General features: G+C 67.0%; 10 protein-coding genes. 6 read left to right on the top strand and 4 right to left on the bottom strand.

Annotated features, from left to right (window positions below; all coding sequences use genetic code 11):
* Positions 1 to 60 precede the first annotated feature (60 nt).
* The gene (locus J6U32_RS25045) at positions 61 to 621 is read right to left on the bottom strand and encodes an LppP/LprE family lipoprotein (RefSeq protein ID WP_208792626.1); all 561 of its coding nucleotides are present in this window, start codon (positions 619 to 621) and stop codon (positions 61 to 63) included.
* 257 nt (positions 622 to 878) lie between these two features.
* Here J6U32_RS25045 and J6U32_RS25040 point away from each other — a divergent pair, with 257 nt between their 5' ends.
* The 4 genes from J6U32_RS25040 to J6U32_RS25025 all read left to right on the top strand — a co-directional run bounded on the left by J6U32_RS25040 (position 879) and on the right by J6U32_RS25025 (position 6,282).
* The gene (locus tag J6U32_RS25040) at positions 879 to 1,361 is read left to right on the top strand and encodes a hypothetical protein (RefSeq protein ID WP_208792625.1); all 483 of its coding nucleotides are present in this window, start codon (positions 879 to 881) and stop codon (positions 1,359 to 1,361) included.
* 291 nt (positions 1,362 to 1,652) lie between these two features.
* Complete coding sequence (locus J6U32_RS25035) at positions 1,653 to 4,196, top strand: ATP-dependent Clp protease ATP-binding subunit (RefSeq protein ID WP_208792624.1); 2,544 nt, start codon at positions 1,653 to 1,655, stop codon at positions 4,194 to 4,196.
* 194 nt (positions 4,197 to 4,390) lie between these two features.
* Positions 4,391 to 5,257: an enoyl-CoA hydratase-related protein gene (locus J6U32_RS25030; RefSeq protein ID WP_208792623.1), complete on the top strand. Its 867-nt coding sequence runs from the start codon at positions 4,391 to 4,393 to the stop codon at positions 5,255 to 5,257.
* A 95-nt stretch (positions 5,258 to 5,352) separates the two neighbouring features.
* Positions 5,353 to 6,282 carry an SGNH/GDSL hydrolase family protein gene (locus tag J6U32_RS25025; protein ID WP_208792622.1) on the top strand — a complete coding sequence of 310 codons (930 nt, stop codon included), beginning with the start codon at positions 5,353 to 5,355 and terminating at the stop codon, positions 6,280 to 6,282.
* A gap of 77 nt (positions 6,283 to 6,359) precedes the next feature.
* Here the strand turns inward: J6U32_RS25025 and J6U32_RS25020 are convergent, their stop codons facing one another.
* Complete coding sequence (locus J6U32_RS25020; RefSeq protein ID WP_208792621.1) at positions 6,360 to 7,757, bottom strand: acyltransferase; 1,398 nt, start codon at positions 7,755 to 7,757, stop codon at positions 6,360 to 6,362.
* Positions 7,758 to 8,082: 325 nt separating this feature from the next.
* On the opposite strand from J6U32_RS25020, the gene J6U32_RS25015 reads away from it, so the two are divergent.
* Positions 8,083 to 9,045 carry a hypothetical protein gene (locus J6U32_RS25015; RefSeq protein WP_244332363.1) on the top strand — a complete coding sequence of 321 codons (963 nt, stop codon included), beginning with the start codon at positions 8,083 to 8,085 and terminating at the stop codon, positions 9,043 to 9,045.
* On the opposite strand, the gene J6U32_RS25010 is transcribed toward J6U32_RS25015, so the two are convergent.
* Positions 9,019 to 10,269 carry an MFS transporter gene (locus J6U32_RS25010; RefSeq protein WP_208792619.1) on the bottom strand — a complete coding sequence of 417 codons (1,251 nt, stop codon included), beginning with the start codon at positions 10,267 to 10,269 and terminating at the stop codon, positions 9,019 to 9,021. The genes J6U32_RS25015 and J6U32_RS25010 overlap by 27 nt on opposite strands.
* 93 nt (positions 10,270 to 10,362) lie before the next feature.
* Between J6U32_RS25010 and J6U32_RS25005 the strand changes: the two genes are divergently transcribed.
* Positions 10,363 to 11,034 (top strand): GntR family transcriptional regulator, encoded by a 672-nt coding sequence (locus J6U32_RS25005; RefSeq protein ID WP_208792618.1) that lies wholly within the window; start codon positions 10,363 to 10,365, stop codon positions 11,032 to 11,034.
* An 11-nt stretch (positions 11,035 to 11,045) separates the two neighbouring features.
* Here J6U32_RS25005 and J6U32_RS25000 read toward each other — a convergent pair whose 3' ends face one another.
* Entirely contained in the window at positions 11,046 to 11,651 is a 606-nt protein-coding gene (locus tag J6U32_RS25000; protein ID WP_208792617.1) for a TetR/AcrR family transcriptional regulator, read from the bottom strand.
* Positions 11,652 to 11,741 lie beyond the last annotated feature (90 nt).

Below are 11,741 nucleotides of genomic sequence, written 5' to 3'. Positions count from 1 at the left end.
AAATGTGTCGCCGGCCGTGCCCGCCCGTACGGCACGACCGGCGACACTCGCGCCCGCCGATCAGGCCGGCGGGAAGGACCCCAGGCGAATCACCCTGCCGCCAAACTGGAATGCGGTGACGTAGGTCGGTCCGCCACTCGCGCAGCAGAACGGGTCGTCGGCGCGCAGCCAGCGATACTTCACGGTGACGTGGTCGCGCGACCATCCGGCGATGGAGGTGTAGGAGTACGGCTTGGGATCGACGGTGCCGAGGAACCGCCCGTTGTGGAAGAGCAGGACGCGCGACTGGTAGGTGGCGTCGCCGACCCCAGTGCCGTTGACCAGCATCCAGTCGAGGTTGCAGCCGCGGGAGAGGGGATTGGTGCTCGCGCCGTGAGGCTCCCAACTCCCGCCGTTGACGTCTCGGCCGATCTTGGTGAGCGAGTCACGGGCGAGGGCCGAGTTGAGGTCGAAACACAACCCGTGCCCACTGCCGGGCGGGGCGGCCGCGGCGTCGCCGGCCCCGAGGGCGGTGGCCGAGAGTGAGCCGGCGAGCACGCCGGCCACCGCGAGGCACAGGACGAGGAGTCGCCGGAGTCCGGTCGGCGGTCGGGTGGACGGAGAGCGTCGAGCAGAGGTCATGATGTGGCCTTCCTGGTGGCGGTGTCAGGTCCCGACCTCGGGAGCGATGTCCCGTAGTGGCCTCTTCGCGCGTTTCGCCGGTCTCGTTAGCCAGGCGTAGCTGTTGTCATTCGGGTGCGATACCTGCTCCGGCGGTGGCGGGCCGCACGTGGCGATGGCGCGTAGCGTGTTCGCCGTGCTCCACGTCCTTCCGTTGGCGGCGCCCGACGGCTTCGCGCCGCACTCGACGTACGGACCTACCAGGGGGGTCGGAGACCGTGCCGACCAACGCACTGTTCTTCGGCGGATACGCCTCGATGATTGCCGTCATGATCGCTGCGACTGTGATCAACCGACGTATCACCAAGCGCCACGGGGTCAAATCCGAGCGTGTCACCCGGATCGCCCGGTGGCTTGTCATCGTCGCGTTCGTGGTGACCACGGTCGCGTCGCTCCTGACGCATGGGACGGGGCATCAGGATCAGAAGGTGGAAGCCGCCATCCTCGAACAGCGGTGGGGCCTGCAGATCGTGGATGTGACCCAGTTGCCGGGCAGTCATCTCGCGCAGAACGTTCCGTTGTCCGTCAGATTCGGCGACAACACCGTCCAGTGTTGGCTTGCGACGTACGGGAAGCACACCGGTGACAAGCAGTGGTACACGAATCTGGTGGACAGGCGCGGAGCCGGCCGGCCATTGATCAAGTTCCAGATGTGGTGCCCGTCCGCCGGCGACATCACGGCTTTGCCGTTCGGGGCGTAGCCCGATCCCCGGCGTCGTTCGCTCTCGGCGTAGCGCGGCGGCGTGCATCGCGGAACATGCTGATGTGCAGGGCGGTTGTACCGCGCAGACCCCCGTCGACGTGTGCATGACGTTGACTTCTGGTGGGCGTTAACTGCAGGTGCACACCGCACGACCTCTAGAGTGGAAGCAAGCTGGTCGTCGTGTACCCCGACACCATCGCAGTTGTCGCCTCGCATCGGTCGCCGCCCGCGGTTTCCGATCACCGGGACAACCACGACGGCCGGGGCGAAAGCGAAATGAGGGAGAACAATGTTCGAACGGTTCACCGACCGCGCTCGGCGGGTTGTCGTGCTCGCCCAAGAAGAGGCGCGGATGCTCAACCACAACTACATCGGCACCGAGCACATCCTGCTCGGCCTGATCCACGAGGGCGAAGGCGTCGCCGCCAAGGCCCTCGAATCGCTCGGCATCTCCCTGGAAGGTGTCCGCAGTCAGGTCGAGGAGATCATCGGTCAGGGTCAGCAGGCGCCGTCGGGGCACATCCCGTTCACCCCTCGCGCCAAGAAGGTGCTCGAGCTCTCGCTGCGTGAGGCGCTGCAGCTCGGCCACAACTACATCGGCACCGAGCACATCCTGCTCGGCCTCATCCGCGAGGGTGAGGGTGTCGCCGCACAGGTGCTCGTCAAGCTGGGCGCCGACCTCAACCGGGTGCGCCAACAGGTCATCCAGCTGCTGTCGGGTTACCAGGGCAAGGAGCCGCAGGAGGCCGGCACGGGTGGCCGGTCCAGCGAGTCCGGCACCCCATCGACGTCGCTGGTCCTCGACCAGTTCGGCAGAAACCTGACCGCCGCGGCCGCCGAGGGCAAACTCGACCCCGTCATCGGCCGCGAGAAGGAAATCGAGCGGGTCATGCAGGTTCTGTCCCGCCGCACCAAGAACAACCCGGTGCTGATCGGCGAGCCCGGCGTCGGCAAGACCGCCGTCGTCGAGGGCCTCGCGCAGGCGATCGTCAACGGCAAGGTGCCCGAGACGCTCAAGGACAAGCAGCTCTACACCCTCGACCTCGGGTCGCTGGTGGCGGGCAGCCGCTACCGCGGTGACTTCGAGGAACGCCTCAAGAAGGTGCTCAAGGAGATCAACACCCGCGGCGACATCATCCTGTTCATCGACGAGCTGCACACGCTCGTCGGTGCCGGTGCCGCCGAGGGCGCGATCGACGCGGCCAGCATCCTCAAGCCGAAGCTGGCCCGCGGCGAGCTGCAGACCATCGGTGCCACCACCCTCGACGAGTACCGCAAGTACATCGAGAAGGACGCCGCCCTCGAGCGCCGGTTCCAGCCGGTGCAGGTCGGCGAGCCGTCGGTGGAACACACCATCGAGATCCTCAAGGGTCTGCGTGACCGCTACGAAAGCCACCACCGCGTGTCCATCACCGACGGTGCGCTCGTCGCCGCGGCCACCCTGGCCGACCGCTACATCAACGACCGGTTTCTGCCGGACAAGGCGATCGACCTCATCGACGAGGCCGGTGCGCGGATGCGCATCCGCCGGATGACCGCGCCGCCGGACCTGCGTGAGTTCGACGAGCGCATCGCCGACGCCCGCAAGGAGAAGGAAAGCGCCATCGACGCGCAGGACTTCGAGAAGGCCGCCGGCCTGCGGGACAAGGAGAAGCAACTCGTCGCCGAGCGCGCCGAGCGTGAAAAGCAATGGCGCAGTGGTGATCTGGACGTCGTGGCCGAGGTCGACGACGAGCAGATCGCCGAGGTGCTGGGCAACTGGACCGGTATCCCGGTGTTCAAGCTCACCGAGGAGGAGACCACGCGTCTGCTCCGCATGGAGGACGAGCTGCACAAGCGGATCATCGGCCAGGAGGACGCCGTCAAGGCCGTCTCCAAGGCGATTCGTCGTACCCGTGCGGGCCTGAAGGACCCCAAGCGCCCGTCCGGCTCGTTCATCTTCGCCGGCCCGTCCGGTGTCGGTAAGACCGAGCTGTCCAAGGCGCTCGCGAACTTCCTGTTCGGCGAGGACGACGCCCTGATCCAGATCGACATGGGCGAGTTCCACGACCGCTTCACCGCGTCGCGCCTGTTCGGTGCCCCTCCCGGCTACGTCGGCTACGAAGAGGGCGGCCAGCTCACCGAGAAGGTGCGCCGCAAGCCGTTCTCGGTGGTGCTGTTCGACGAGATCGAGAAGGCTCACTCGGAGATCTACAACACCCTGTTGCAGGTTCTCGAGGACGGTCGACTCACCGATGGTCAGGGCCGCACGGTCGACTTCAAGAACACGGTGCTGATCTTCACCTCGAACCTCGGTACCTCCGACATCTCGAAGGCCGTGGGACTGGGCTTCAGCAAGGGTGACGACTCGAAGTCGAACTACGAGCGGATGAAGCTCAAGGTCAACGACGAGCTGAAGAAGCACTTCCGCCCGGAGTTCCTGAACCGTATCGACGACGTCATCGTCTTCCACCAGCTGACGAAGGACGAGATCATCCAGATGGTCGATCTGATGATCAATCGCGTCGAGACGCAGCTCAAGAACAAGGACATGGCGATCGAGCTCACCGATCGGGCCAAGTCGTTGCTGGCCAAGCGCGGCTTCGACCCGGTGCTCGGCGCCCGGCCGCTGCGTCGGACGATCCAGCGCGAGATCGAGGATCAGTTGAGCGAGAAGATCCTGTTCAACGAGCTGACCCCGGGACAGATCGTGCTGGTCGACGTCGACAACTGGGACGGCGAAGGCGAGGGCGAGGACGCCAAGTTCACCTTCACCGGCTCCGAGAAGCCGCGTGAGCTGCCCGACGCCCCGGTCGAGCTGAGCAAGGCAGGTGACGCCGGCAGCGAGAGCTGATCGGCCCGCCCGCGAACTACCCACGACGCCCGTCGACTCCTTCTGTGGAGCGGCGGGCGTCGTGGTGTCGGTATCACCGCCGAAAGCTGTCGGCATCGACCCCGAAGTGTGGGCGACCTCGAGGCCCCGACACAATGGTGACCGGTGCTACATCTCGAGCGCCGTCATATATCACCGAGCGGAGGCGTCACACCGTGAGTACCGAATCAGCAACGCAGGGTCTGTCCGGGGCGGCCCCCGAACCGGTCATCACGGTCACCCGGCACGACGAGATCGCCGTCATCACCCTGAACCGCCCGGACCGGCTCAACGCATTCACCTTCGAGATGGGCGATCAGATCCAGGCGGCCTTCGACGAGACCGACGCCGACGACTCGGTGCGCGCGGTGGTCATCACCGGGGCCGGCCGGGCGTTCTGCGCCGGCGCCGACCTTGCCCAGGGCGCAACCACATTCGAGCTCGAGGAGAAGGAACCCGGTGAGGTGCCGCCGGATTCCGGCGGCCGGTTGACGCTGCGGATCTTCGCCTCGCTCAAACCCGTGGTGATGGCGATCAACGGCCCGTCCGCAGGTGTCGGCGTCACCATGACATTGCCCGCCGATGCCCGCATCGCCTCGGAGACCGCTCGCTTCGGGTTCGTGTTCACCAAGCGCGGTCTGGTGCCCGAGGCGGCGTCCACCTGGTTCCTGCCGCGTCTGGTCGGGTTGCCGACGGCACTGCGCTGGACGTTGGGTGCGCAGATGGTCGGCGCCGCCGAGGCGCTCGAGGCCGGGCTCGTACAGCGGGTGGTCGCCCCCGACGAGGTTCTCGACGCCGCGATCGCCGCCGCCCGGGAGATGACGGCGGGCACGGCGCCGGTGTCGGTGGCGCTGACCCGTCAGCTGCTGTGGCGCATGGCCGGGGCGCCGAGCCCGCTCGACGCCCATCACGCGGACTCCGCGGCGATCTACTTCCGGGGTCGGATGCCCGACGTCGCCGAGGGGGTGACGTCGTTTCTGGAGAAGCGGGAACCGACCTTCACCGATTCGGTGGCGACCGATCTGCCGGAGATCTTCTCCTGAAATCGCCCGAATGCGGCTTTTTCGCAGGCCACGTGGGGAATTCAACACGGGGCGTTGACACTTCCCGCCATCGTGGTGTGTGAGACTGGACGACGATGTCTCGAGCACTTTTCGGCCGTGTCGCCACGGCCGTCGCCGCGCTGGTCACCGCCGCCGTCGTCGTACTCCCCGGGAGTGCGAGCGTGCCGTCGGCGGCTGAGTCGACCCCTGTCCAGACCGCCGCACAGCGCCAGCCCGAGACCGCCGTCTCCTCTGCCGCCGCGCCGCAGAAGTATGTGGCGTTGGGTAGTTCCTACGCCGCAGGCCCGGGCGGACTGGACTCGATCGGCAACCGGTGCCTGCGCACCATGGACAACTATCCGCATCAGGTCGCCCAGGCACTGAACATGAGCCTGGTCGACGCGACGTGCTCGGGGGCGACGACCGAGAACATCCTGGACCGTCCCCAGCGCTTCGTGAAGCAACCCCAGATCGACGCCGTCACCCCCGGCACGGCGTTGGTGACCATCACGACCGGCGGCAACGACATCGGGTATGTGCAGCGACTGATCGCCATGGGCTGCAAGAACTCCGTCGCCGACCCGGTGAAGAACGTCGCCGAGCGGGTGTGCGGGCACGGCCGCCCGATCTCCGCCGAACCCGGATTCGAACGGTATGCCGCGGTCGAGCAGAAGATGATCGAGACGGTGTTCGCCGTCCGGATGCGCGCCCCCGCGGCGCGGATCGTCCTCGTCGACTATCCGCCGGTGGTGGTCGCAGGCGGCCCGGTCTGCCCCAAGCTCGCGCTCACCCCGGAGGAGATCGACTCGACCATCCGGGTCTACGACGCGCTCGCCCAGGTGACCGCCGAGGCTGCGCAGATCTCGGGCGCCGAGCTCGTCACCACCGGCCCGATCGGGGCCGAGCACACCGTGTGCTCGCCCGACCCGTGGCTGCGTGGATTCGAGCTACCGGTGCCCTATCACCCGAACGCCTCGGGCAAGGCCGGTGTCGCCCGGCTGATCGTCGACGCACTGCGTCGGTGATGAGCGCTGCCGCGCCGGGTCGGTGATGTGCGCTGCCGCGCCGGGTCGGTGATCTGTTGACGCACTGCGCCGGGTGATCACACCGCTTCTTCGACGTACTCCGCGTCGCGGTGACGGATCTGGTGCCAGTAGACGATCGCCATCGAGAACACCAGGAAGGCGCCGGTCGCGGCAATCAGGTTGCCCGCCCACCAGCCGAAGCCGAGACGGACGATCAGGCCGACGACGATGGCGGCGAGCCCGACGAGCGCGGACCGTCCGGCGTTCTGAGAACGCCAGTCGATGCGGTTGCGTCCGGTGGTGATGAGGCTGATCGGGCTGCGGCGCAACGTTTCCACGACAAACACGGTGAGCACGACGGTCGCGAGGTACGCCAGGATGACGCGCGGCAGGGCGTGGATGCGTTCGTCGGCGATCTGTGGCAGCAGGGCATAGATCGCGAGGACGTGTGCGAGATAGATGGCGAAGGAGCGATCGGCGGCGGTCTTCATGAACCGGTCGGGAATCGAGCCGGGGTGGCGGCGTTCCTGCCACAGCGTGCCGAGTCCGTACAGGATCACGATGATCGCGATGAATGCCCACATGTTGTGGAGCATGAAGACGTTGGTCGCCCGGAACAGGTCCTCGCCGCGGTCGACCACGTACAGGTAGTAGAGCCAGGTCGCGATGATCACCACGACGCCGACACTGATGAGCTGCCAGCGCCACCGCTTGAAGAAGGCCTGGAAGGCCTCGTAGTGCAGGGCAGACACGCAGCCCGCGAGGATGAAGAACTGGTACGGGAAGATCGTCACCACCAGGTGACTCCAGATCTCGCCCTGGATGCCCCAGGTGAAGAACGAGATGGGTGAGCGCACCATCGCGTACATCATCACCATCTGGAAGATGAAGCTCACCGCGAGTAGGTAGCGGTGAAAACCCCAGGTGCGCCGGAGAATCCACAGCATCAGCGGGAACACCAGATAGATCTGCATGCTCACCGACAGGAAGTACAGGTGGTAGGCGGCGTTTCCGGTGATGAGGTCGTAGATGATCGATTTCACCGAGCGCTCGGCGGCGTCGAGACTGTTCCAGGCGTTGGTGATCGCGTCGACGCCACCGAAGTGATAGCGGACGTAGAACCAGTAGAACAGGCTCCACACGAGAAACGGCAGGCCGATCAGCTTGTAACGCCGCTTCCAGAACGGAATCGCCTTGAGTTCACGGTTGCGGTATTGATAGCCGAGGACGAAGCCGGTCAGGGCGAAGAAGCCGTAGCGGGTGTAGCGGAGAAACACCTCGACGGCGCCCGCGGCCACACTGGTCGGGGCGGTGACGCTGAGCATCACGTGGTCGAGGATCACCGCACCGAAGGTCACCAGTCGGACGAAGTCGATCTGGTAGAGGTGCTTGTCGCGTTTCGCGGGCTTGGCGGCCGGTTCGGCGCCGGAGTCCGCCGGTGTGACGTCGCCTGCGACGGGGTCGGGGACGGTCACCGGATCGGTGTCCGGACGTTTCGCGGACGCCGGGGTACCGGTCGATGGCTGTTCGGTAACGATCGGAAGACCTCCGTCCAATTCTTCGCACGTCGCAGAGGGTGAGGCTACTCCCTGTTGCTGAAAGTTCAGAAGTCGGCCCGTGACGCCATCGGCCGGGTTGGCGCTGCCGTCTCGGGGGTGCAGCGGATGCTGCGTGGTGGCCGTTTTCGCGTGCTTGGATGTCATCGTGGCATCAAAACCGCAGGAAGACGGGGACCTCGATGCGGGTGTTTCCTCTGCGGATGATGTCGCGGAGCCGGCGCCGACACTCGCCTCGGCGGACGTGACATATCCCACTACCGGCGGCGGGCGCAGTCGCCTGCGGTCGGTCGGGACCGCGCTGCTGACCGTCGTGTCGGTGGTGCTGGTGTTGTTGACGCTGCTCGCGGGCTATGTGCGGTCCGAACTCCTCGACACCGACGGTTACGTGGCCATGGTGGCACCACTGGCGTCGGACCCGGCGATCCAGGCCGAGGTCACCGATGCCCTCGTGACGGTGATCGGCGATCACATCGACATCGTGGCACTGAGCGCCGATGCGCTCTCGGCGTTGACGCCCGGCACCGGTTCGCGGGCGGCGCAGGCGCTCTCACCGGTGATCGCGGCGCAACTCGAGTCCTACCTGCACGACACGGTCGAGCGCTTCGTGTCCTCGTCGGCGTTCGCCACCGCCTGGACGACCGCCAACCGCGCCGCGCACGCCACGCTCGATCAGCTTCTCGCCGGCGACACCGGGATCGTCGCGATCGATCTGGCACCGATGGTTGCCCGGATCCGACAACAATTGATCGACGAGGGTTTCACCGCCGCCGAGCAGATCCCGGCGATTCATCATCAGGTCGTCCTGTGGCAGTCGGACGCACTGCGCCGCGCTCAGCACGCGGTGTCCGCACTCGACTCCGCGGCGCGGGTCCTGCCCTGGCTGACCGCGCTGGCGATCATCGCGACGATCGGCGTCGCCGCCCAGACTCGCCGGTGGCGAGCGGTGATGGGGTTGGGCCTGGGCGTCACCACGGTGATGCTGCTGCTCGCCGTCGCGCTGGTGGTGGCCCGCGGCCGGTATCTCGACGCCGTCCCCGCCGACGTCATCACGCCGGGCGCGGCCCGCGCGGTGTTCGACACCGTCGCGGCACCGCTGCGTTCGCGGATCTGGGTGGTCGCCATCGCCGGCGCCGTGCCCGCGGTGCTGGCCTTCGTCGCCGAGCGTCGCGGGTGGCCGTCAGGTCGTCGACTCGATCCGCGGTAGGTGCGGTGCGCGGCGGCGATGGATGGCCAGTCCGATGGCGGCGGCGGCGAAGCACGAGGCGGCGCCGACGGCGAGGCCGGCGCGCGGGCCGGATGCCTCGCTGATCCATCCGATCAGCGGCCCGCCGATCGGCGTCGACCCCATGAACGCCACCGACCACAGCGACATCACCCGGCCGCGCATCTGCGGGTCCGAATTCAGTTGCAGGGTCGCGTTTCCGGTCGACATGAACGACACGCTGAGCCAGCCGACGAAGAACAGGGCGACGATCGCCATCCACAGGTGCGGGACCGCGGCGGTCACCGCGATGGTGATGCCGAACCCGATGGCGGCCAGGATCAGCGTGCGCAAGCCGGTGGTGCCGCGGGCGGCCACCAGCAGGCCGCCGACGACCGCGCCCACACCCATCGCCGCCGTCATGAAGCCGAAGGCCTGGGGGCCACTGTGGAAGGCGTCCTTGGCCGCCGCGGGCAGCGACACCTGGAACTCGTAGGCCAGCGTGCCGACCAATGCCATCATCGTCAGCGGAACCCACAGCACGGGGCGTCCGGCGACGTAGCGGAGTCCTTCGCGCAGTTGGCCTTTGCCGCGTTTGACCGGTGTCTCCTCGGCCATCTCGGCGGTCCGCATCATCATTAGTGACACCACCACCGCGACGAAACTGGCCGCGTTGATCGCGAAACACCAGCCCGCGCCGACGGCGGCGAGGACCAGCCCGGCCACGGCCGGGCCGACCGCGCGCGCAGCATTGACCATCACCGAGTTCAGGGTGACCGCATTGCGGATCCGGGATTCGCCGACGATCTGGTGGATGAACGCCTGCCGGGAGGGGTTCTCGAAGGCGTTGTTGAGTCCGAGGAGCACCGCGAGGACCCCGACCTGCCACACCTGTACCCAGCCGCCGAAGGTGAGGATCGCCAGTGCCGCGGCCAGCAGACCCATCACCGATTGCAGGATGATCATCAGCTTGCGACGATCCACGCGATCGGCGATCACCCCGGCGTACGGGCCGAGAACCAGGATCGGTACGGCCTGCAGCGCGACGATCACGCCGAGCACGGTCGGCGAATTGCTGAGGGTCAAGACCAGCCAGGCCTGAGCGGTGGCCTGCATCCAGGTACCGACCAGCGAGAGCGCCTGCCCGCCGAAGTACAGGCGATAGTTGTGGATGTGCAGCGAGGCGAACATGCCCTCGCGCTCCTGCGCCGTGTCACCCACAGTCATTACGTCCACTGTAGAACCCGCCACTGACCGCTTCCTGGGAGGTCATCCCGGGAGGTCGGCGCAGGACCAGGTCACGACTGTATTCTATATTCTATGGTTGACCCTGCGGCTCCCGTTCCGGCGCGACGCCGACGCCGTCCCCGGTTGTCCGACGAGGTCTCGGAGTACGTCCGCGAACTCATCGTCTCCGGGCAGTTGCAACCCGGCGAGTTCATCCGCCCGGAGACCGTTGCCGATGAACTCGGCGTGTCGGCCACGCCGGCCCGGGAGGGATTGCTGTCCTTGCAGAGTGAGGGACTGCTGCGGGTCGAACCGCGGCGCGGGTTCGTCGTCGCACCCTTGAGCAGCACCGACATCGAGGACGTCTTCGCCGGGCAGGCGCTGTTGGCCGGCGAACTCGCCGCCCGCGCCACCGCCCGTCTCGACGACGCGGACCTGGCCACTCTCGACCGCCTGCAGGCCGAACTCGAGGCGGCCGCCGGCGCCGAGGACAACGACGAGGTCGAGCGGCTCAATCACGAATTCCACCGACTGATCTATGCCGCGGCGGGCTCGCCCAAGTTGTCGTGGATGATCAAGTCGTCGCTCAATTACGCTCCCCGACGGTTCTTTTCGTCGGTCGACGGCTGGCCGCAGGCATCGGCCGACGATCATCGCGACATCATCGACGCCCTGCGCCGACGCGATGCGGCCGGTGCGCGGGCGGCGATGTCGGCGCACATCGGCAAGGCGGGGCGTCTGCTCGCCGAGCATCGGCACGACTAGGGCGTGCGGCCTCAGCGCGGCGGTCCGGCGATCGTCAGCAGATGGGTGCGGGCGAACGCCGTGATCTCTTCGGGGGTGTTCAACGGGATCCAGACCTGCGGGGTCAGCAGGATGGAATGGGTGATGCGGACCAGGATTTCGGCGCGCGCATGCAATTCGTCGTCGTCGAGATCGATCTCGGGTGAGCGCAACACGTCGACGCAGGCCTCCACGGCCGCGGCGAGGATGAACTGTCCGTTCAGGGTCAGCTGATCGAGAACGGTGCCGGGTTCGAGTTCGAGAATCCGGTTCCACACCGGGTTGCCGCGGATCGCGGTGACCGTGGCGATGAAGGCGCTGGCTACCCGGTCGGGAAAGGTCTCGGCCGCTTCGGCCGCCGCGCGGATGGCGGCGAACAGGCGGACCGCCTCACGCAGCATCACCGCCGAGAGGATCTCGTTCTTGCCGCCGATCTTGCGATAGACCGTCACCCGTCCGACGCGCGCACGGTCGGCGATGTCGTTGATCGTGGCGCGACGAATCCCGATGTCGGCGAACACCTCGAGGGCCGCGTCGAGGATCGGGTCGGCGTCCGGTGCGATGTCCGCCGACGAGGTGAACAGGTCGGCAAGGGCCATGAGGAGAACAGTAGCCGACCGGGGCGTCGACACCGCTGGACATGAAACAATGATCTGTATTATGTTTCAACGTACCGAACGAGACGCGGG

This window comes from Gordonia polyisoprenivorans (assembly GCF_017654315.1).
GTDB classification, from domain to species: domain Bacteria; phylum Actinomycetota; class Actinomycetes; order Mycobacteriales; family Mycobacteriaceae; genus Gordonia; species Gordonia polyisoprenivorans_A.
The sequence above is the reverse complement of the archived record's forward strand: the minus strand, read 5'-3'. Positions and strand labels throughout refer to the sequence as shown.